This window comes from Comamonas sp. GB3 AK4-5 (assembly GCF_041320665.1).
Classification (GTDB): domain Bacteria; phylum Pseudomonadota; class Gammaproteobacteria; order Burkholderiales; family Burkholderiaceae_C; genus Comamonas.
In genome coordinates this window covers 125,910-145,799 of sequence record NZ_CP166730.1, presented here as the reverse complement: position 1 = coordinate 145,799, position 19,890 = coordinate 125,910, and the positions used below count along the sequence as shown (strand labels likewise).

18 protein-coding genes are annotated in these 19,890 nt (G+C 65.0%); 10 read left to right on the top strand and 8 right to left on the bottom strand.

Annotation, left to right across the window (positions count from 1 at the left end; translation table 11 throughout):
- The first annotated feature begins 124 nt into the window (after positions 1 to 124).
- The 3 genes from ACA027_RS00620 to ACA027_RS00610 all read left to right on the top strand — a co-directional run bounded on the left by ACA027_RS00620 (position 125) and on the right by ACA027_RS00610 (position 3,830).
- Positions 125 to 1,324, top strand: coding sequence for a threonine ammonia-lyase (locus tag ACA027_RS00620; RefSeq protein WP_370680483.1), 1,200 nt, complete (start codon positions 125 to 127; stop codon positions 1,322 to 1,324).
- A 207-nt stretch (positions 1,325 to 1,531) separates the two neighbouring features.
- Positions 1,532 to 1,684, top strand: a complete 153-nt coding sequence (locus ACA027_RS00615; RefSeq protein ID WP_370680482.1) for a hypothetical protein — start codon at positions 1,532 to 1,534, stop codon at positions 1,682 to 1,684.
- Positions 1,685 to 1,961: 277 nt separating this feature from the next.
- Positions 1,962 to 3,830, top strand: a complete 1,869-nt coding sequence (locus tag ACA027_RS00610; protein ID WP_370680481.1) for a phosphoenolpyruvate carboxykinase (GTP) — start codon at positions 1,962 to 1,964, stop codon at positions 3,828 to 3,830.
- Between the two features lie 207 nt (positions 3,831 to 4,037).
- Here the strand turns inward: ACA027_RS00610 and ACA027_RS00605 are convergent, their stop codons facing one another.
- Positions 4,038 to 4,469, bottom strand: coding sequence for a hypothetical protein (locus ACA027_RS00605; RefSeq protein ID WP_370680480.1), 432 nt, complete (start codon positions 4,467 to 4,469; stop codon positions 4,038 to 4,040).
- A gap of 127 nt (positions 4,470 to 4,596) precedes the next feature.
- Here ACA027_RS00605 and ACA027_RS00600 point away from each other — a divergent pair, with 127 nt between their 5' ends.
- The 3 genes from ACA027_RS00600 (at position 4,597) to ACA027_RS00590 (ending at position 7,027) form a co-directional block, all read left to right on the top strand.
- On the top strand, positions 4,597 to 5,580 hold the full coding sequence (locus ACA027_RS00600; RefSeq protein ID WP_370680479.1) for a LysR family transcriptional regulator: 984 nt from the start codon (positions 4,597 to 4,599) through the stop codon (positions 5,578 to 5,580).
- Positions 5,581 to 5,625: 45 nt separating this feature from the next.
- Positions 5,626 to 6,480 (top strand): metallophosphoesterase, encoded by an 855-nt coding sequence (locus ACA027_RS00595; RefSeq protein WP_370680478.1) that lies wholly within the window; start codon positions 5,626 to 5,628, stop codon positions 6,478 to 6,480.
- Positions 6,481 to 6,604: 124 nt separating this feature from the next.
- Positions 6,605 to 7,027 carry a universal stress protein gene (locus tag ACA027_RS00590; protein WP_370682664.1) on the top strand — a complete coding sequence of 141 codons (423 nt, stop codon included), beginning with the start codon at positions 6,605 to 6,607 and terminating at the stop codon, positions 7,025 to 7,027.
- Positions 7,028 to 7,887: 860 nt separating this feature from the next.
- Here the strand turns inward: ACA027_RS00590 and ACA027_RS00585 are convergent.
- Positions 7,888 to 8,805, bottom strand: a complete 918-nt coding sequence (locus ACA027_RS00585; RefSeq protein ID WP_370680477.1) for a LysR family transcriptional regulator ArgP — start codon at positions 8,803 to 8,805, stop codon at positions 7,888 to 7,890.
- Positions 8,806 to 8,913: 108 nt separating this feature from the next.
- Between ACA027_RS00585 and ACA027_RS00580 the strand changes: the two genes are divergently transcribed.
- The 3 genes from ACA027_RS00580 to ACA027_RS00570 all read left to right on the top strand — a co-directional run bounded on the left by ACA027_RS00580 (position 8,914) and on the right by ACA027_RS00570 (position 11,665).
- A complete protein-coding gene (locus tag ACA027_RS00580; protein WP_370680476.1) occupies positions 8,914 to 10,254 on the top strand; it encodes a D-amino acid dehydrogenase in 1,341 nt (446 codons plus the stop codon).
- 124 nt (positions 10,255 to 10,378) lie between these two features.
- The gene (locus ACA027_RS00575; RefSeq protein WP_370680475.1) at positions 10,379 to 10,942 is read left to right on the top strand and encodes a flavodoxin family protein; all 564 of its coding nucleotides are present in this window, start codon (positions 10,379 to 10,381) and stop codon (positions 10,940 to 10,942) included.
- Positions 10,943 to 11,149: 207 nt separating this feature from the next.
- The gene (locus tag ACA027_RS00570) at positions 11,150 to 11,665 is read left to right on the top strand and encodes a flavin reductase family protein (RefSeq protein WP_370680474.1); all 516 of its coding nucleotides are present in this window, start codon (positions 11,150 to 11,152) and stop codon (positions 11,663 to 11,665) included.
- A gap of 80 nt (positions 11,666 to 11,745) precedes the next feature.
- Here ACA027_RS00570 and minE read toward each other — a convergent pair whose 3' ends face one another.
- The 4 genes from minE to ACA027_RS00550 all read right to left on the bottom strand — a co-directional run bounded on the left by minE (position 11,746) and on the right by ACA027_RS00550 (position 15,855).
- Complete coding sequence (minE, locus tag ACA027_RS00565; RefSeq protein WP_370680473.1) at positions 11,746 to 12,009, bottom strand: cell division topological specificity factor MinE; 264 nt, start codon at positions 12,007 to 12,009, stop codon at positions 11,746 to 11,748.
- Between the two features lie 6 nt (positions 12,010 to 12,015).
- Positions 12,016 to 12,828 (bottom strand): septum site-determining protein MinD, encoded by an 813-nt coding sequence (minD, locus tag ACA027_RS00560; protein WP_370680472.1) that lies wholly within the window; start codon positions 12,826 to 12,828, stop codon positions 12,016 to 12,018.
- A 74-nt stretch (positions 12,829 to 12,902) separates the two neighbouring features.
- On the bottom strand, positions 12,903 to 13,634 hold the full coding sequence (gene minC, locus ACA027_RS00555; RefSeq protein WP_370680471.1) for a septum site-determining protein MinC: 732 nt from the start codon (positions 13,632 to 13,634) through the stop codon (positions 12,903 to 12,905).
- Between the two features lie 136 nt (positions 13,635 to 13,770).
- Positions 13,771 to 15,855, bottom strand: a complete 2,085-nt coding sequence (locus ACA027_RS00550) for an acetoacetate--CoA ligase (RefSeq protein ID WP_370680470.1) — start codon at positions 15,853 to 15,855, stop codon at positions 13,771 to 13,773.
- A 206-nt stretch (positions 15,856 to 16,061) separates the two neighbouring features.
- On the opposite strand from ACA027_RS00550, the gene ubiM reads away from it, so the two are divergent.
- Entirely contained in the window at positions 16,062 to 17,342 is a 1,281-nt protein-coding gene (gene ubiM, locus ACA027_RS00545; protein ID WP_370680469.1) for a 5-demethoxyubiquinol-8 5-hydroxylase UbiM, read from the top strand.
- Positions 17,343 to 17,551: 209 nt separating this feature from the next.
- On the opposite strand, the gene fahA is transcribed toward ubiM, so the two are convergent.
- Together fahA and ACA027_RS00535 are read right to left on the bottom strand one after the other, a co-directional pair.
- Positions 17,552 to 18,874 carry a fumarylacetoacetase gene (fahA, locus tag ACA027_RS00540; protein WP_370680468.1) on the bottom strand — a complete coding sequence of 441 codons (1,323 nt, stop codon included), beginning with the start codon at positions 18,872 to 18,874 and terminating at the stop codon, positions 17,552 to 17,554.
- 19 nt (positions 18,875 to 18,893) lie between these two features.
- A complete protein-coding gene (locus tag ACA027_RS00535) occupies positions 18,894 to 19,862 on the bottom strand; it encodes a Bug family tripartite tricarboxylate transporter substrate binding protein (RefSeq protein WP_370680467.1) in 969 nt (322 codons plus the stop codon).
- Between the last annotated feature and the right edge of the window lie 28 nt (positions 19,863 to 19,890).

The following is a 19,890-nucleotide window of genomic DNA, read 5'->3' as shown; positions in this document are numbered from 1 at the left end:
CCAACAAGTTTTTGATAATGATTCCTATTTTAGATAACAAGCCTGCCGCCCGCCCCCTTGGCAGCAAAAGCCACATTCAGGCCGGCCTCCATGCCCGGCCGGCCTGCGCCACAATGGCCGCACCATGCTGACCTACGCCGACATCCAAGCTGCCTCCACCCGCCTGCGTGACCAGGTGCTGCAAACCCCTTGCGTCGAATCGCAGACGCTCTCGCACATCGTGGGCGCCCAGGTGTTTCTCAAGTTCGAGAACCTGCAGTTCACCGCCTCGTTCAAGGAGCGCGGCGCCAGCAACCGCCTGCAGCTGTTAAGCAGCGAGGAAAAAGCACGCGGCGTGATTGCCATGAGCGCCGGCAACCACGCCCAGGGTGTGGCCTATCACGCGCAGCGCATGGGCCTGCGCGCCGTGATCGTGATGCCGCGCTTCACGCCCGGGGTGAAGGTGGAGCGCACCCGCGGCTTTGGCGCCGAGGTGCTGCTGCACGGTGACACGCTGGAAGAAGCCCGCCAGCATGCCTACCAACTGGCCGAGGCACACAACCTCACCTTTGTGCACCCGTTTGACGACGAGGCCGTGGCCGCCGGCCAGGGCACGGTGGCCATGGAAATGCTGGCCGCACAACCCGATCTGGAGACCCTGGTAGTGGCCGTGGGCGGCGGCGGCTTGATTGCCGGCGTGGCCACCGCAGCCAAGGCCCTCAAACCCGGCATACGCGTGGTGGGCGTGCAGACGCAGCGCTTTCCGTCCATGCTCAACGCCGTGCAGGGCACGGAGCTGCCCATGGGCCAGTCCACGATTGCCGAGGGCATTGCCGTGGCCACGGCAGGGCTCATCACCCGCGAAGTCGTGCGCCAGCAGGTGGACGAGCTGCTGCTGGTGGACGAGGGCGATGTGGAGCAGGCCGTGCTGATGCTGCTGGAGATTGAAAAAACCCTGGTGGAGGGCGCGGGCGCTGCGGGCCTGGCAGCGCTGATCCGCCACCGCGACAAGTTCCTGGGCCAGAAAGTGGGCCTGATCCTGTCCGGCGGCAACATCGACCCGCTGCTGCTGGCCGCCATCATCGAGCGCGGCATGGTGCGCTCCGGCCGCTTGGCACGCATACGCGTCAGCGCCCGCGACGTGCCCGGCGTGCTGGCCCAGATCACCGCCACCGTGGCCGCTGCCGGCGCGAACATCGAGGAGGTGCACCACCAGCGTGCCTTCACGCTGCTGGCCGCCCAGAATGTGGAAATCGACTTTGTGCTGCAGACCCGCAACCCCCAGCATGTGGAGCAGGTGCTGGAGGCGCTGCGCGCGGCGGGGATGCAAGCAGAACGAGCTTGACCCCCCCTGAGTCGCCTACGGCGCCTTCCCCCAGGGGACGACAGCCTCGCTGCGGGGCGGCCCTTGCTCGCTGTCTCTGACTTGGGCCCCGCCAGTTTCATGCGGAGGACGACACCGCTGCGTGGATAACCCTGTAGCCAAGGGGTCAGCGGCGCTTTCACAATGCTGGCATGTGGTGCGCCGCGCCACCGAGCAAGGAGTGAACGCATGAGCCATGAGCACACCGCCCACGATGCCCAGCCCCAGATCGACCCGGACGACGCCGCCGAAGCGGTGGTGCCCTACATCCCCTATGTGATCCCCTTGGTGGGAGCCATCATGATGTTTTTGTTGGCCTTTATCGCCGTGAACATGGCTTGAGGCCCCACACCCGGCCGCATCCCCGCCCCGCAAGGGGCTTTTTTTGCGCCCGGCATTCGCAAAAAAGACATATATCGATGCATATGATGCATAGTTTTTGCCTTCGCCCTACTGGCTTTTTGCGGCTGCCTTCCTAGAATGGCTCTCCCAGCTACCGCCCACGGATCAGCTCCTGCCAATGCAGCAGGTCAGCGCCCTTGCCCAACCACCCTCCCGCTCACGTTTTTTTTGAGTCTGGTTCGGCAAGCACGTTGAATCACAATCAGGAGACCTTTCGATGAATGCCCACGCCCCCCAGGCCCTGCAGGTACAAGCCCCTGCCTACGTCAAAAACCCCAAGCTGATCGCCTGGGTGGCCGAGATGGCCGCACTGTGCAAGCCCGCCAAGATCCATTGGTGCGATGGCTCGCAAGCGGAATACGACGCGCTGTGCCAGCAACTGGTGGATGCAGGCACCTTCAAGAAGCTCAACCCCGCCAAGCGCCCCGGCAGCTATCTGGCCTGGTCCGATCCTTCGGACGTGGCCCGCGTGGAAGACCGCACCTATATCTGCTCGGCCAAGAAGGAAGACGCAGGCCCGACCAACAACTGGATGGCGCCCAACGAAATGCGCGCCACGCTGCAGCCGCTGTTTGACGGCTGCATGGCAGGCCGCACCATGTATGTGGTGCCGTTTTCCATGGGCCCGCTGGGTTCGCCCATTGCCCACATCGGCATCGAGCTGTCCGACAGCGCCTATGTGGCGGTGAACATGAAGATCATGACGCGCATGGGACGTGCCGTGTACGACGTGATCGGCGAAGACGGCGAGTTCGTGCCCTGCATGCACACCGTGGGCGCACCGCTGGCCGCAGGCGAGACCGACAAGACCAGCTGGCCCTGCAACCCCACGACCAAGTACATCGTGCACTACCCGGAAACGCGCGAGATCTGGTCGTATGGCTCGGGCTACGGCGGCAACGCCCTGCTGGGCAAGAAATGCTTTGCGCTGCGCATTGCCTCCACCATGGGCCGTGACCAAGGCTGGCTGGCCGAGCACATGCTGATCCTGGGCGTCACCAACCCCGAGGGCAAGAAATACCACGTGGCAGCGGCCTTCCCCAGCGCCTGCGGCAAGACCAACTTCTCCATGCTGGTGCCACCTGCCGGTTTTGCGGGCTGGAACGTCACCACCATTGGCGACGACATCGCCTGGATCAAGCCCCAGGCCGATGGCAGCTTGCGCGCCATCAACCCCGAGGCGGGCTATTTCGGCGTGGCGCCGGGCACCAATCTGCTCACCAACCCGAACTGCATGAAGAGCCTGGACAAGGACGTCATCTTCACCAACGTGGCGCTGACGGACGACGGCGATGTGTGGTGGGAAGGTCTGGAAAAAGACCAGGGCAAGCTGCCTGACCACCTGATCGACTGGAAGGGCCAGGACTGGACGCCCGCCATCGCCAAGGAAACCGGTGCCAAGGCAGCCCACCCCAATGCCCGCTTCACCGTGGCCGCCACCAACAACCCGGCGCTGGACGAGGCTTGGGACGACCCCAAGGGCGTGAAGATCGACGCCATGATTTTTGGCGGCCGCCGCTCCACCACCGTGCCGCTGGTGACCGAGGCCCGCAACTGGACCGAGGGCGTCTACATGGCCGCCACCATGGGCTCTGAAACCACGGCCGCCGCCTTTGGCGCCCAGGGCGTGGTGCGCCGCGACCCCTTCGCCATGCTGCCCTTTGCCGGCTACAACATGAGCGCCTATTTCCAGCACTGGCTGGACCTGGGCGCCAAGATCGAAGCGCAAGGCGCCCAGCTGCCCAAGATCTTCACCACCAACTGGTTCCGCAAGAATGCCGACGGCAAGTTCGTCTGGCCCGGCTATGGCGAGAACATGCGCGTGCTGAAGTGGATGATCGACCGCATCGAAGGCAGCGTGCAGGGGCAGACCACCGCTTTTGGCGTGGCTCCGCAGTACGCCGAAATCAACTGGACCGGCCTGGACTTCTCGGCCGAGCAGTTCGCCAGCGTGACCAGCATCGACAAGGCTGCCTGGGCCGAAGAGCTGCAGCTGCACAGCGCCCATTTTGAGCAGCTGGCCCAGGGCCTGCCCCAGGCCTTGCTGGATGCCAAGGTGCAGTTGGAACAGCGGCTGGGTGCCTGAGACACCCCCCTGAGGCGCTGCGGGGCGGCCCTTGCGCGGTGCCCTGATAAGGCTGTGCCAGTTTTATGCGGCGTGCTCCATTCTCATGAATAAGGGCCGCATATGCTTATTCCATAAGCACATGGCGCTATATGTTTTGATTCTTCCAAAACAAAAAAGCCGCATCCTGGGATGCGGCTTTTTGCGTGTGGGCGGTGGTCGCTAGGTTCAGCGTTCCTGGCGGTCCATGGCACGGGCCAGGTCGGCCATCAGGCGTGCGTCCTGCAGGGCTACGTTCCAGGTGGCCTCGTCAGCGGCGGCGCGTTCGCGGGCCAGTTGCCAGCGTCCCAGGGCGGAGTCCAGGCGTTCAACTACGTGGCGCACAGGGCTCAGGCTCCAGACCAGCGACAGGCCGGCGGACACCCACAGCGCCATGCTGGCCAGGGGATCGGCATCGTCACCCGCACCAATGGCCAGCGCTGCCAACATGGCGATGGCCGCCATGGTCAGCATGGTCACGGACACCTTTGCCTCTGCAATGCCAGCCGATTCGGCGGCCTGCTGCTGGGCCAGTTGGGCCTGCACGCCTTCGGGCACCTGGGCCACACGCACAGCACCGGCGTGCACGACACAGTAAGAGTTGTAGATGAAATGGCTCATGGTGTTGATACCCCGTGGACAGCGCCGGTGGCGAAATGCCAGGCGACAGAGGAACTATAGGGTTTACCCCATGCATTCTCAAATTTATATTTTGAATCTACATTATTCATTTTAGTGATGAATTGTCATGACGCCACTCAACTTCCGCTCCCTGGACCTGAACCTACTGCGCGTCTTCGATGAAGTCATGGCCGAGCGCAGCCTGACACGCGCTGCAGAAAAGTTAGCCATCACCCAACCCGCCGTCAGCAACGCCATGCGGCGCCTGCGTGATGCCGTGGGCGACGATCTGCTGGTGCGCCAGGGCCAGGGCGTGCAACCCACGCCCCGCGCCCAGGCGCTGTGGCCTGTGGTGCGCGAGGCCTTGGCCAGCCTGGCCGACAACCTGGCCCCCGAGCGCTTTGACCCGGCCACCGCCAAGACCACGCTGGTGCTGGCCATGGCCGATGCCACCTCGGCCACGCTGATCCCCCATCTGGTGGCCATTCTGGAGGCCGAGGCCCCGGGCGTGACGGTGCGCACCCTGCCGCTGACCACGCGCGACCCACGCGGACTCCTGGATGAGGACAATGCCGACCTGGCCATTGGCAACTTTCCCGCTGTGCTGGCCGATCTGACGGCCCGTGCCCAGTCCGGCGCCCTGGTGGCCTATGAAAGCCGGCGCCTGTATGACGGTGAATACATGGCCGCCATGCGCCATGACCATCCGCTGGCCAAGGGGCCGCTGACGCTGGAGGGCTATTGCGCGGCCCGCCATGCGCTGGTGAGTTTCTCGGGCCGGGCCTGGGGCTTTATCGACGAGGCCCTGGCCTCTCTGGGCCGCACCCGCCACATTGCACTGACCGTGAACCAGTACGGCACCGCCGCCCGCGTGGTGGCGCAAAGCGATCTGGTGACCGTCATGCCCCGGCACTTCGTGCCCCTGACCCATATGGCCGAGCAGCTGCATATCGCCCCGCTGCCCCTTGAAGTGATGGCCGTGCATGTGGATGCGCTGTGGCACAAGCGCGGCGCCAACCACATGGCCTATGCCTGGATGGTCCAGGCTCTGGGCCGCGCCGCCCACCGCGCCCTGGGGTCTGTGCAGGCAGGCCCGCTGCGCACAGTTTGAGCACATACCGCCGCGTGCACCGGCCATGGCCGACAATAGGCAGCCATGCGCATCCAGCTTCTGTCCGACCTGCATTTGGAAGTCCACCCGCAATTCCAGCCCGAACCGGCCTCCGACGCCCAGGTGCTGGTGCTGGCGGGCGATATTGGCTCCTACCAAAGCGGCAGCCTGCTTTCGGGCGACGACTTCGGCCTGGAACGGTTTTCCCCCCTGCCCCAGTACGCGGGCTGGCCCTGCCCGGTGATTTTTGTGCCCGGCAACCACGAGTACGACGCCCAGGACTGGGATGAGGCCCATCTGCGGCTGCAGCGCCTGTGCGAGCGCCTGGGGCTGATCTGGCTGGAGCGCGAAACCACCGTGCTGGACGGGGTGCGCTTTGTCGGCACCACGCTGTGGACCGACTTCGATGCCATTGCCCTGCTGGACGAGCAGGTGCAGGCCGGCGATCTGGGCCGGATGCTTAAGCTGCGCGACAAGTCCTTTCGTGCCGCCAATTTCTATCTGCAAAAAACCGGCGGCACACGCCATGGCCAGGACTTTCTGGCCGAGCCCATGCGCGCCCAGGCACTGCTGTGCCATGACTGGCTGCGCAGCGCGCTGGCCCAGCCGCATGACGGCCCCACGGTGGCCGTGACCCACTTCGCCCCCAGCCTGCGCAGCCATGACCCGCGCTATGGGCTGGCCGCCGGCACGGCGGGCTTTTGCAACCAGCTGGACGATTTGCTGCCCGCCGCCCAGCTGTGGCTGCATGGCCATGTGCATACACCGATTGATTACCTGGCCCAGGGGCAGCACCCCGACGGCAGCCCCTGGCGCTGCCGCGTCCACGCCAACCCACTGGGCTATGCCCGCAAGGGCGAGCAAGTGCATTTCCAATCGGCCCGCAGCATCAGCCTGTAGGGTCGCGAGACCCGAAGATCATCAACTCGCTCTAAGACGGCTGCCCGCGCAAAAACATGACTTGCGTCAAGACAAAACCACAGCGGGCCGCCTAATCTGAGAGCGTTAACCTGGAGACCCTCCCATGAAAATCCTGCTCGCCGTCGACGGTAGCCCCTACACCAAAAAGATGCTGGCCTACCTGGCCACACACGAAGAATTGATTGCCAGCGCCCAGTCGTACAGCGCCATCTCGGTGCAGTCCGCCCTGCCTCCGCGCGCCCGCGCCGCGCTTGGCAAAGACACCGTGGATGCCTACTACGCCGAAGAAGCCGCCAAGGTGCTGGATCCGGTGTGTGAGTTCCTGGAGCGCCACAAGCTCAATCCCCAGCGCATCACCAAGGTCGGCCCTGCTGGCGAGCTGATCGCCAAGGAAGCCGTGGAAGGCAATTACGACCTGGTTGTCATGGGCACGCACGGCCTGGGCGCTTTGGGTAAACTGGTCATGGGTTCGGTCAGCACCCAGGTGCTGGCCAATTGCAGCGTGCCGGTGCTGCTGATCCGCTAAGCAGCTGCCACAGGCCCTGCACCCCGGTGCCAAGGCCTGCACCGCCAAAAACCTGCCATATCCCTGGCAGGTTTTTTTATGCCTTAGCCACGCCGCACGGCACGGCACGGCACGGCGGCCATGGTTTTCATCCATGGCCCCGCCTTGCAGCCAGGGGCAGACCAGGGGCGATGCCCGCAGCATGGCCATGCAGGCGCGTGCGCACCAGTCCACCACCTCTTCATGCGTGCAGGACTGGGTCTGCAGCAAGGCATCGACCATGGGGTCCACCGCCCGCGACAGCAGCATCTGCCGCGCCACCAGCAGCGGCCAATCGATATGGATATGCCCCTGCTCCTGGGCCTGGACAATCCAGGCCTCCAGCCGTCCGCACAGGCGCGCCAGGGCGGCCTGGTAGGTTTCCGAGGCCTTGAGTGCATGGCGTATTTCGGATTTGCGCTCCGGCAGCAGCGGCGCATCGGAGTTGAGCTGGGCCTGCAACACCCAGCGCACAAAGGCCTGCAGGCATTGGCTGGGCTCCAGACGCGGTGACAGGCCGTCCAGAAACTCCTGCGCCCGCTCCAGGCCGCGCACCATCACTTCACAGCACAGGTCTTCCTTGCCCTTGAAATGCTTGTAGAGCACTGCTTTGGCCATGCCTGCGGCTTCCGCCACCTGGTCCAGCGTCATGGCGTCATAGCCACGGTCACTGAGCAAGCGCGTGCATTCTTCCAGGATGGCTTCCTTGCGGGCCCGGTGCATCATGTCGCGAAAGGAGACATGGTTGAAGGGCGGTCTGTTCGTCACGGTCATTAATTTTTATCGCGTACACACAAAGTAACACTGCACCCAGAAAAAAACTATCAGACACCCACCTGAGTTTATGAACGATTGTCTTCCAGCATACTTTTAGCGTGCATTTGCAGAGCCTGTGTAAGTTGGCGCAACAAAGCGGAGTCCAAGTTCCAACAATGCCAGTACAAATCGATGGAAAGCATGGTACCTGGGGCCACATCCACCAGTCGTCCGTGTGTCAACCGTTCGCGCACCAGCAGCTCGGGCAGCACACCCACGCCCCAGCCAGCCTCCACGGCCCGCACCTGGGCTTCCGAATTGGGCAGATACAGACTCTGCAACACCACCCGTGACAGCCCCAATAGCCGGGCCACAAATTCGGCCTGCATATCGTCCTTGCGGTTGAAACACAGAAACGGCACCTGGTGAAAATTGTGGGCCTGCAGGCCCTGCGGCAAATGCTGGGCTGCATAGTCTGGAGCGGCCACCGCCACATAGCGCATGGCCCCCAGGGGCAGCACCTGGCAGCCCTGCAGCGCCTGGCCCAGCGTGGTCACGCAGCCCAGCACCGCGCCCGAGCGCAACCATTCCTGGGTGAAGTCCTGGTCATCGGTAATCACCTCCAGCGGCAGGCCGGCCTGCACCAGCGAGGTGAAGGCGTCCAGTGCCCAGGTGGCAATGCTGTCGGCATTCACGGCCACGGCCATGCTGGCCTCTGCGCTGCTGCCTGCAACATGGGGGGCCAGCTCCTGCATGTCGCGCGCCAGATCGGCCCGCAGCAAACGCAGTTGCTGCGCATGCTTGAGCAGCAACTGACCGGCACGTGTGGGCCGCAGCGGGCGGCTGCGCACCACCAGCACCGAGCCCACCTGCTCTTCCAGCGCCCGCAGCCGCTGCGACACGGCAGACTGCGTGACATGCAGGCGTTGCGCGGCCTTCTCGAAACCACCGGACTCAACAATGGCGGCCAGGCACTCCAAGGCCACCGGATCCCAATGCTGCATAGGGTCTCCTCCCCCTGTGTATATGCTTTGTATTAGCTGTTCTGATGCAACCGCATGGAATGTAATCCGGCTTGGTGACCGCCAGCGGGCAAACCACACTACGCGGCTATGAAAACCATTGTTCTCGGCGCCGGCATCATCGGCATCAGCACGGCATGGCACCTGCTTTTGCGTGGCCATGACGTCGTCGTCATTGATCGCCAGAGCGATGCCGCACTGGAAACCAGTTTTGCCAATGCGGGGCAGATTTCCGTCAGCTACTGCGAGCCCTGGGCCAATCGCGAGGCACCGCTCAAAGCGCTGAAGTGGATGTTTGACTCCCAGGCTCCTTTGTTGTTCCGTCCCCAGTTGGACTGGCAGCAATGGCGTTGGGCCCTGCAGTTTCTGGGCCAGTGCAACGACAAGGCATTTGCGCGCAATGTGCAGCAAATCGTGGCCCTGGGCGCCTACAGCCACAGCGCGCTCAAACACATGGTGGCCGACACCGGTATTCAATACCACCGCCTGGAGCGCGGCATTGCGCATTTCTACTCCAGCGCCCAGGCCTTCGAAGAGGCCGGCGAGGCTGTGGACATCATGCGCCAGCACGGCGTGCAGCGCCAGCTGGTCAGCCGCGATGAGCTGCTGCGCATAGAGCCAGCCTTCACGCCCTACCGCGACCACATCTTTGGCGGCACCTTCACCCCCACCGATGAAAGCGGCGATGCCCGTGCCTTCACCCAGCAACTGGCCGCGCTGTGCGCAGCCCGCGGCGCACAGTTTCTCTACGGCCACGACATCGTGCGCTTTGACCACGGCAGCGACGAGATCCATGGCGTGACAGTACGCCCGCTGCGAGATGACGGCCCCGGCCCCGAGCAAACGCTGACGGCCGACGCCTATGTCGTGGCCTGTGGCTCCTACAGCGCGCCGCTGCTGCGCACCGTGGGCGTGGACCTGCCCATCTACCCCGGCAAGGGCTATAGCGCCACCTTCCGCATCCTCAAGCCCAATGCCGCGCCCTTTGTGTCCTGCATAGACGACGCCCGCAAGATCGCCATGAGCCGCTTTGGCGACGAGCTGCGCGTGGCCGGCACCATCGAGCTGGGCGGCTTTGATCTGTCGCTGGACAGCCCCATCGCCCAGGCCCGCTGCCGCATGCTGAGCGAGCGCATCGAGACCATATTGCCCGGCGTCTGCGACACCCGCAGCCCCGCGCAAGGCGGCAACCCGCAGTACTGGTGCGGCCTGCGCCCGGCCACGCCCACCAACATCCCCTTCATAGGCCATACCGGCGTGGGCAAGCTGTGGGTGAATGCCGGCCATGGCACGCTGGGCTGGACCCATGGCGCCGGCTCCGGCAAGGCCATGGCGGCCCTGGTCTGCGGCGAGCGTCCGGACATGCAGTTCCACTTCCTGGGCCAGGACAGCAACGCCGCCGCCTGGCAGCAGCGCCCGCTGGAAGCCTGAACTTTTGCTCCGGTTTGCGTAGCAGCTGCTGGGCAAACCCTCACACTTTCACCGTGATTTGTTACGCAGACTGGCATAGCAAAAGCAGAACCTGCTCCTGTTTTTGCCACGCTACCATCGCGGCATGCGCCAAGACCACTATCTTTTTCTGACCGCCTCGGCCCGCCAACCCCATGTCGTGGGCAACACCGAATGGCTGGCCCGCGAGGCTGCCCGCCATCTGCCGGACGCGGTGCAGCAAACCTGGATTCAGCTGGCCCAGGAACCCATCCCCGCCTTTGTGGATGTGCGCCATAACGCTCCCGGCACTTATCCGCCTCCCGAGGGCCGCATGGCCGAGCTGCTGCAGGCCACGCTGGACGCGACCCATCTGGTGCTGGTCTGCCCGGTGTACTGGTTCAGCCTGCCCACGGCCATCAAGGCCTATCTGGACCACTGGAGCGGCTGGCTGCGCGTGCCAGGGCTGGACTTCAAGGCCCGCATGGCGGGCAAGCCCCTGTACCTGGTCAGCACCGGCGGCGAGCGCCGCAAGGCCCAGCCCTCCATCGATGCCGCCTTGCTGTGCGCCGAATTCATGGCCATGCCCTGGGGCGGTGCACTGTGGGGCAAGGGCGGTGCGCCGGACGCCGTGCAGGCCGATGCCGAGGCGGTACGGGCTGCGGCGGGGTTCTTGCAAAGCACCGCCTGAGTCGCCTGCAAGGCAGGCCGGAGCAGGCCCTTGCGCGCTGCTCCTGATAGGGGAGGCGATGCGGGTTCAGGCCCTGCGGAACCGCACCCACAGCGGGGCCATGCGGCCCACATTGGGCAGTACGGCCCAGTACACCGATAATGGTGGGCGTTGCTGTTCGTTTGATCGGCATCAAATTTTTTGTTTGTGCCACCACCGACCAGCCCCTTGCTTGCTTCTGCCGCCTTTACCTCCCGTGATTTCCGCCATGCCCTGGGCCAATTCGCCACGGGCGTGACCATTGTCACCACGGCCGATGCCCAAGGCCGCCCCGTGGGGCTCACGGTCAGCTCCTTCAACTCCGTCTCGCTGGATCCGCCGCTGGTGCTGTGGAGCCTGGGCCACCGTGCGGCCTCGCTGCCCATGTTCCAGCAATGCACGCATTACGCCATCCATGTGCTGGCGGCCGAGCAGCAGGCGCTGGCCCAGCGCTTTGCCACACGCGGGGCGGACAAGTTCGCCCACCTGGACTGGCAGCCCAGCGCCCAGGGCGTGCCGCTGATTGCCGGCGCCGCCGCCGTGTTTGAATGCACCCACCGCAGCCGCTATGACGAGGGCGACCACACCATTTTTGTGGGCCAGGTGCAGCACTGCCAGCACCTGCAGGGCGCACGCCCCCTGCTCTACCATGGCGGCCATATGTACGCCCAGCATGGCGTGCCGCCCGCGCCTTATCTAGATTGAGACGCGCACGGCACCTCCCAATAACAAAAGCCTGACTCCTTGCGGAGTCAGGCTTTTTTGTGGTCTGGACCCTGCCGCGCTCAGCGCTGGGCGTCGGGCAGCTCGATCTTCACTTCCAGCACTTCCAGGTTGTCCTGGCGTTCCAGCTGGACCTTGATGTCATTCGGGTTGATGTCCACGTACTTGGAGATCACGGCCATCAACTCCTTTTGCAGCGCCGGCAGATAGTCCGGCTGGTTGGCGCTGCCACCCACGCGCTCGCGGGCCAGGATGATCTGCAGCCGCTCCTTGGCAACCGAGGCAGATTTTTTCTTCTCGCCCAACAGCATCGAAATCAGCGACATGCCCGCTTACCTCCCACCAAAAATACGTTTGAAGAAACCGGGCTTTTGCGCATCGGTGAAGCGCATGGGCTTGTCCTCGCCCAGGAAGCGAGCCACCACATCGCCATAGGCTTCAGACACATCGCTGCCCTGAATGTGGATGGCAGGCAGGCCCTGGTTGGAAGCTTGCAGCACGGTTTCGGATTCGGGAATCACGCCGATCAGCTCGATGCGCAAAATGTCCTGTATGTCTTCCAGCGACAACATCTGCCCGTCTTCCACGCGGTTGGGGTTGTAGCGGGTGATCAGCAGATGCTCCTTGATGCTCTCGCCCCGGGTGGCGCGGTCGGTCTTGGAGCTGAGCATGCCCAGGATGCGGTCCGAGTCGCGCACGGAAGAGACTTCGGGGTTGGTCACCACCAGGGCCTCGTCGGCGTAGTGCATGGCCATCAGCGCACCGCTTTCGATGCCGGCGGGCGAATCACAGATGATGAACTCGAAGTCCATGGCGCTCAGGTCATCCAGGACCTTCTTCACGCCTTCCTGCGTCAGCGCTTCCTTGTCGCGCGTCTGCGAAGCGGCCAGCACGAACAGGTTGTCGCACTGCTTGTCTTTGATCAGTGCCTGGTTCAGATTGGCTTCGCCCTGGATCACATTGATCAAGTCATACACCACGCGGCGCTCGCAGCCCATGATCAGGTCCAGATTGCGCAGGCCGACGTCGAAGTCGATCACTGCCGTCTTGTGGCCACGCAGGGCGAGGCCGGATGCAAAGCTTGCACTGGTAGTGGTCTTGCCGACACCACCTTTGCCGGAGGTCACAACGACGATTTTGGCCATGTTTGCACTTTTCCTTAGAGACTGAATGCGTGGTTGCTTGTGAAGCGTCGAAAAAAATCTATCTACCCCGAAGCTTACAGGGATTCGATGATGATCTTCTCGCCCTCGAGACGGACCTTGGCGGGCTTGCCAGCCACATCGGCCGGCAAGGCGGAGTCAATGGCGCGGTAGACACCGGCAATGGACAGCAGCTGCGGCTCCATGCAGGTGCTGAAGATACGGGCCTCGGTATTGCCCCGCGCCCCGGCCACGGCCCGGCCACGCAAGGGTGCATAGACATGCACATTGCCATCGGCAATCACCTCAGCGCCATAGCTCACCATGCCCAGCACCACCACATCGGTGTTGCGCGCATAGACCTGCTGGCCCGAGCGCAGCGGCCGGTCGATCACCAGGGCGTTGGACAGGGGGGCCGGCACTTCGCGCACCACCTCCACCTCGCGTATGACTTCCCGCACCTCGGCGGCCGCGCTGCGTGCGGGCATGGCGTCGGGTGCCGCCATCAGGCCCACGGCATGGGCTGCCGCCATTTGCTCGGCCGATCCGCCGCGCACCGCCACCGGCTGGGTGTGGTGGCTGCGCAGCACCTGCCGCAGAGCAACAAAGTCCACGGGATCGGTGGCCTCGCGCACCTGGGTCAGGTCGATCAGCACCGGGTCATGGTCGAAAAAATCAGGGTCAGCCGCCAGGCGTTCGGCCAGTTCGACCTCCAGCACGCGGATGTTGGTGTCCTTCAGAACCACGGCCACCACGGGCAGCTGGGCGCTTCTCAGATCGAAGCTGGAACGAGCGGATTCAACGGCCATGGAGTGGATGCAGGTGTGAAGTGGGTGGTAGGGACGCCATCTCAAAGCGGCAAAGTGTACCCCGCACGCTCCATCACCGGTCACGGTACGTAACATCGCCCCGGCCTGCCAGCCATGCCGGGGGCGAGGTGGGGCCTTATGCGGTCTGCGCCTGCTGCGCCAGATAGCGCCGGGCGTAGTCGGCATACCAGGGCAGGCAGCCGGCATTGGCCATGGTGTCGGGGTTCACCACCTTGGCCAGCGGCTGGCCCTGCAGCAGTTTCTTGATGGGCAGCTCCTGCTTTTTGCCGGTCAGCGTGCGCGGAACCTCGGCCACCTGCACGATTTCGTCCGGCACAAAACGGGGGGACAGCGCGGTGCGTATGGCGGCGGCCAGGCGCTGGCGCAATGCCTCGTCCAGCACCAGGCCTTCGCGCAGCACCACAAACATGGGCATAAAGCTTTCCTTGCCCAGGTATTCCAGGTCCACCACCAGGCTGTCCAGCACCTCGGGCAAGGCCTCCACGGCGCTGTAGATCTCGCTGGTGCCCATGCGCAGGCCATGGCGGTTGATGGTGGCGTCGCTGCGGCCATAGATGGTGCAGCCGCCGTGGGCGGCTATGCGCAGCCAGTCGCCATGGCGCCACACGGCGCCGGCCTCGGCCGGTGCATCGCCCCCTCCGGGCCGGCGGCCATGGCCGGGGGCATAGCTGTCGAAATAGCTGGACAGGTAGCGGCTGCCATCCTTGTCTCCCCAGAAATACAGCGGCATCGACGGCAGGGGCTGGGTGCAGACCAGCTCGCCCACCGCATCCACCACGGGGCGGCCCTGTTCGTCCCAGGCCTCCACGGCCGCGCCCAGCTGGCGGCATTGCATCTCGCCGGCCAGCAAGGGCAGCTCGCGGTTGCCGCCGATGAAGGCGCCGCAAAAATCGGTGCCACCGGAGAGGTTGTTCCACCACATGCCGGGCGTGCCCAACTGGGCGAACTGCTCCGTGCCCCATTGCTGCACATCGGCAGGCAGGGGCGAGCCCGTGCTGCCCAGGCTGCGGACATGCGACAGATCGCCGCAGGCCGACAAATCCACCCCGGCCTTCATGCAGCCGCTGTAAAAAGCAGCGCCAGCGCCGAAGTTGCTCACACCATGGCGGGCAGCAAAGCGCCACAGCACGCCCCAATCAGGGTTGGCCTTGCTGCCGCTGGGGCTGCCGTCATAGATCACGCAGGTGGTGCCACCCAGCAGGCCGCCCACTTGCGAGTTCCACATCACCCAGCCGGTGGAGCTGTACCAGTGAAAGCGTTCGCCCCAGCTGTTGGCCTCGTAGCTGGGGCCCACATCGTTGTGCAGGCCCTTGAGGCACATGGCCACCAGCAGCATGCCGCCATGGCCGTGGACGATGGGCTTGGGCAGGCCGGTCGTTCCGCTGGAATAGACGATCCACAGCGGGTGGTCAAAGGGCAGCCATTCGGGCTCGAAGGCGGCGGTGGCGGCATCGTCGCGCGCCAGCACCTGGGCCAGGTCGGCGCTGTCCGCCACCGGCTGGGCCGCATGGGGCGAGCGCAACACCACCACATGTTGCAATGTGGGCAGCTGGGCACGCAGCGCGTTGACCACCTCGCTGCGGTCCAGCGGCTTGCCGGCGTAGTACACGCCGTCCACGGCAATCAAGGCCTTGGGTTCAATCTGCTGAAAGCGGTCCAGCACGGCCGCCGTGCCCATATCGGGAGCGCAGACACTCCACACCGCCCCCAGGCTGGCCACGGCCAGCAAGGCCACCATGGCCTCGGGAATATTCGGCAAATAAGCGGCCACGCGGTCGCCCCGGCCCACGCCCTGGGCGCGCAAATGCAGGGCCAGGGCAGCCACCTGCTGCTGCAGCGCGGGCCAGCTGAGTTCCGTCACCTGGCCCAGCTCGTTCTCGGCCACCACGGCCGGCATGCCGGCAGCATGGGCCGGCTGCACATGGCGCAGCACCTGGCGCGCATAGTTCACCTGGGCGCCGGGAAACCATTGGGCACCGGGCATGACATTGCGGGCCAGCACGGCGCTGTGGGGCGTGGGGGATTCGATGCGAAAGAAATCCCAGATGCTTTGCCAGAAAGCATCCAGCTCGGTGGTGGACCAGCGCCACAGCGCGTCATAGCTGTCAAAGCGCAGCCCATGCTGCCGGGCCAGCCATTCCTGGTAGAGGCGAATCTGGGGGATATGGGGAGGGCGGGGGGAGGAGAGCGTAGAGGCCATGCCTGCCAGCGTAGGCAGGGGCGCCAATTGTCGCCATGCTAGGAGCACCAATTGACAAAGCCATACCACCTCTGCCGCCTTGTCTGTTCTTGTCATACTTGAGGCAGTGCAAGCCCTGGCTGCGCGGATGCGTTCACAATCGCCCGGCAGCCCGAGAACCTGTTGACAGGGTTGCTTGTGTTGATTTTTTCCGTTGCCATTTGCCCATGTCCATGCACACAGACGCCCTTATCGTCGGCGCAGGCCCTGCGGGGCTCTCGCTTGCCATTTCCCTGGCCCAAGCCGGTTTGCAGGTGACGGTGCTGGAGCAGCAGGCAGCCGCAGCGCTGCAGCAACCCCAGCCCGACGGCCGCGAAATCGCCCTCACCCATCCCAGCGTGCACACCTTGCAGCGCCTGGGAAGCTGGGAGCTGCTGCAGCCCCATGAACGCGGCCAGATTCGCGAAGCCCAGATCCATGACGGCCCGGTAGGCCAACGCCCCATGCTGGCCATCGAAGCCACGGGCAGCGGCCTGGACCAGCTGGGCCATATCGTGCCCAACCACGCACTGCGCCGCACGGCCTGGGAAGTGGCCAGCCGCACCCCGGGGGTGGAGATCATCACCGAGGCCCAGGTCACCGGCGTGGCCATACACCCCACGCATGCCGAAGTGCGCTACACCCGCCAGGACCAGGGCGCGCGCTGCGAAGCGCCGGCCCTCACCGCCCCGCTGGTGGTGGCCGCCGACAGCCGCTTTTCCGCCATGCGCCGCATGCTGGGCGTGGGCGCGCAGATGACGGACTTTGGCCGCACCGTCATCGTCTGCCGTCTGCGCCACACGCTGCCGCATGAAGACATCGCCCACGAATGCTTTGGCTACGAGCGCACGCTGGCCATCCTGCCGCTGCAGCCCGACCCCGACACCGGCGAGCTGCTGTGCTCGGCCGTGATCACCACCGACTCGGCCGACGCCCAGCAGCTGATGCAGCTGGAGCCCGCCGACTTTGCGGCCCATGTGCAGCGCGAATTCCAGGACCGCCTAGGCCCCATGGAGCTGATTGGCTTGCGCCACAGCTACCCCCTGGTGGCCACCTATGCCCACCGCTTCAGCGGTGCGCGCTGGGCGCTGCTGGGCGATGCCGCCGTGGGCATGCACCCGGTGACGGCCCATGGCTTCAACCTGGGGCTGGCCGGTGTGGAACGTCTCACCGCGGCGATTCAAGGAACACGCCTGGCCGGCCAGGACTGGGGCGATGCCGCCGTGCTGCAACCCTATTCCCAGGGCCACCACCGCCATGCCTTCCCGATTTTTGCCGGCACCAACACCGTGGTGAAGCTCTACACCGACGCCCGCCCCCTGCCCCGCATCGTGCGCCAGGTGGTGCTGCAGGGCGCGCGCCATCTGCCGCCGCTCAAAGCCGCCATCGCAGCCCAGCTGACGGGTCGCAGCCCCTGGAAAATGATTCTGTCCCAGCTGCCGCCACCGCCCTGGATTGCCCGCGGCTAAATCCCTTGCATAGCAGTCACCGCTGATGCGACAAGGCTTTGCGAGTCAAAAGATTCGCAAAGCCTTTTTCAATTTGCACAGGTAGCTATCGTTTTTAGAACGCTACAGGCAGCCGGGGCGGTCCTTCGCAGCGCAGCGGGCTATGAATCCCACTCCACAAAGCATGAAGCGCTGTATGGGTGCCACAAAACGGATCACCCACCAAGATTTCAGAGCGAGAGCGCCGGCAGGATCTGCCCTTCGCAGATACCCAGGCCAATGCGGCGAAAGCCCGCGCGTTCCCCATAGGCCCGCAGCTGCACGCTGTCGCCGTCCTGCAAAAAGCTGCGCTGCTCGCCATTGGGCAGGCTCAAAGGCTGTTTGCCGCCCATGCTCAGCTCCAGCAGCGAGCCGCCCTGGCCGGCCTCGGGGCCGGACTGGGTGCCCGAGCCCAGCAGATCGCCGGGCTGCAGATTGCAGCCGTTGATGGTGTGGTGGGCAATCAGCTGCGCCAGCGTCCAATAGGAGTGGCGGAAGTTGGACTGCATCAGCCGCACATGGGGCTGGCCCTGGGCGCGCATGGCAGCAGTCTGCAGCCAGACCTCCAGCTGCAGATCCAGCCCGCCGCGTGCGCGCGTATCGGCGCTGTCCAGATAGGGCAGGGGCTGGGGGTCGCCTTCGGGGCGTACAAAGGGAATGCGGAAGGGCTCCAAGGCCTCCAGCGTCACCACCCAGGGGCCCAGGGTGGAGGCAAAGTTCTTGGCCAGAAAAGGGCCTAGCGGCTGGTATTCCCAGGCCTGCACATCGCGGGCCGACCAGTCGTTGAACAGGCTGACGCCAAAGATATGGTCCTCTGCCTGCTCCATGGGCACGGGTGTGCCCAGGGCATTCGCCTGGCTGGTGAAGATACCCAGCTCCAGCTCATAGTCCAGGCGCTGCGAGGGGCGCAGCTGCGGAACGGCTTCATCCGGGCCCTTGGTCTGGCCCAGCGGGCGGCGCACGGCCTGGCCGCTGACCACGATGGAGGACGCGCGGCCGTGGTAGCCAATCGGCACCCATTGGTAGTTGGGCAGCAGCGGGTTGTCGGGGCGGAACAATTTGCCCACCGTGGTGGCGTGGTGTATGCCGGTGTAGAAGTCGGTGTAGTCGCCTATGCGGGCCGGCAGCGTGTATTCCACCTCGGCCTGGGCCAGCAAATGGGCTTGCCACTGTGCCTGCTGGGCCGCGCCGGCGGCAAGACCGGCCGACAGCGCCTGGCGCAGGGCCACACGTGCAGGCTTGCCCCGCGCCATCAGCGCGTTCAGCGTGCCGTTTTCGGTGCCGGCCAGGGCATCGGCAGCGGCCTGGGGCAGCAGGCCGGCATCGCGCAGGGCCAGCAGGTCCACCACCTGATCGCCAATGGCCGCGCCCGGCCGCCAGGCCTCGCTGCTGCCGGCGCGGCGAAGAATAGCCAGCGGCAGGTTTTGCAGCGGAAAGTCGCAGTCCGGCGCATTCGCCGATGGGACCCAGCTTTGCAGCTGCGCGTCATGGGTGTGATCGATCAGGGGGGACATGGGCAAACTCTCGAAAAAATTACTCGGACACCATCTGCGCGGACTTGGCCACGGCACCCAGGCGCTCGTATTCACGCAGGGTCAGTGCCTGCAGATCGGCAGCGCTGGAGCTGCGCGGCGTGAAACCAGCCAGCGCCAGCTTGTCCTTGATGGCGGGGTCGGCCAGCGCCGCCACCAGGGCGGTATTCAGGCGCTGCACCACGGCTGCGGGCAGACCTGCCGGGCCGTAGACGCCAAACCAGGGCTCGACGTCATAGCCGGGCAGGCCGGCTTCGGCCATGGTGGGCACATTGGGCAGGGCGGGCGAACGCTGGCTGCCGGCCACGGCCAGGGCACGCAGCTTGCCGGCCTGGATATGGGGCAGCGAGGCGGGCAGATTGTCGAAGGCCACATTCACCTGGCCACCCAGCAGATCGTTGAGCAGCGGCGCGCTGCCCTTGTAGGGCACATGCGACCAATCGGTCTTGCTCATCTGCGCAAACAGCACGCCGGCCAGGTGCATGGAAGTGCCGGCACCGGCCGTGGAATAGGCTTCGCCCGGGTGCTTGCGCGCATGGTCCAGCAGTTGGGCCACGGTCTTCACCGGGAAGGCGGGGTTGACCTCGAGCACGATGGTGGAGTTGCCCAGCAGGCTGATGGCGCTGAAGTCCTTGCGCGGATCGAAAGGCGTCTTGCGGTAGATATGGGGGTTGAGGGCATTGGTCGAGATGGCGCCCATGCCCACGGTATAGCCATCGGGTGCGGCCTTGGCCACGGCATCCATGCCGATGTTGCCGCCCGCGCCGCCCCGGTTCTCGATGATGACGGGCTGACCCAGCGACTGCGCCATGTGGGCGCCCACGGTGCGGGCCACCAGGTCGGTGGTGCCACCGGCGGTGTAGGGCACGATGAAGCGTATGGGCTTGGACGGGAAGCTCTGCGCCCATGCGGCCGAGGTGGTGGCCAAGGTCAATGCGGCCGTGGCCATGAAAATGCGACGGGTTGTCATGTCTGTCTCCCTGAGGTTGGTTGTTGTT

Bases quoted from the DNA above. Each gene is read 5' to 3' on its own strand.
- ACA027_RS00595 (WP_370680478.1), top strand. From the start codon at position 5,626: ATGCGCATCCAGCTTCTGTCCGACCTGCATTTGGAAGTCCACCCGCAA.
- ACA027_RS00550 (WP_370680470.1), bottom strand. From the start codon at position 15,855: ATGGCCTCTACGCTCTCCTCCCCCCGCCCTCCCCATATCCCCCAGATT.
- ACA027_RS00610 (WP_370680481.1), top strand. From the start codon at position 1,962: ATGAATGCCCACGCCCCCCAGGCCCTGCAGGTACAAGCCCCTGCCTAC.
- minC (WP_370680471.1), bottom strand. From the start codon at position 13,634: ATGGCCGTTGAATCCGCTCGTTCCAGCTTCGATCTGAGAAGCGCCCAG.
- ACA027_RS00620 (WP_370680483.1), top strand. From the start codon at position 125: ATGCTGACCTACGCCGACATCCAAGCTGCCTCCACCCGCCTGCGTGAC.
- ubiM (WP_370680469.1), top strand. From the start codon at position 16,062: ATGTCCATGCACACAGACGCCCTTATCGTCGGCGCAGGCCCTGCGGGG.
- ACA027_RS00615 (WP_370680482.1), top strand. From the start codon at position 1,532: ATGAGCCATGAGCACACCGCCCACGATGCCCAGCCCCAGATCGACCCG.
- ACA027_RS00600 (WP_370680479.1), top strand. From the start codon at position 4,597: ATGACGCCACTCAACTTCCGCTCCCTGGACCTGAACCTACTGCGCGTC.
- ACA027_RS00590 (WP_370682664.1), top strand. From the start codon at position 6,605: ATGAAAATCCTGCTCGCCGTCGACGGTAGCCCCTACACCAAAAAGATG.
- fahA (WP_370680468.1), bottom strand. From the start codon at position 18,874: ATGTCCCCCCTGATCGATCACACCCATGACGCGCAGCTGCAAAGCTGG.
- minD (WP_370680472.1), bottom strand. From the start codon at position 12,828: ATGGCCAAAATCGTCGTTGTGACCTCCGGCAAAGGTGGTGTCGGCAAG.
- minE (WP_370680473.1), bottom strand. From the start codon at position 12,009: ATGTCGCTGATTTCGATGCTGTTGGGCGAGAAGAAAAAATCTGCCTCG.
- ACA027_RS00605 (WP_370680480.1), bottom strand. From the start codon at position 4,469: ATGAGCCATTTCATCTACAACTCTTACTGTGTCGTGCACGCCGGTGCT.
- ACA027_RS00575 (WP_370680475.1), top strand. From the start codon at position 10,379: ATGCGCCAAGACCACTATCTTTTTCTGACCGCCTCGGCCCGCCAACCC.
- ACA027_RS00535 (WP_370680467.1), bottom strand. From the start codon at position 19,862: ATGACAACCCGTCGCATTTTCATGGCCACGGCCGCATTGACCTTGGCC.
- ACA027_RS00580 (WP_370680476.1), top strand. From the start codon at position 8,914: ATGAAAACCATTGTTCTCGGCGCCGGCATCATCGGCATCAGCACGGCA.
- ACA027_RS00585 (WP_370680477.1), bottom strand. From the start codon at position 8,805: ATGCAGCATTGGGATCCGGTGGCCTTGGAGTGCCTGGCCGCCATTGTT.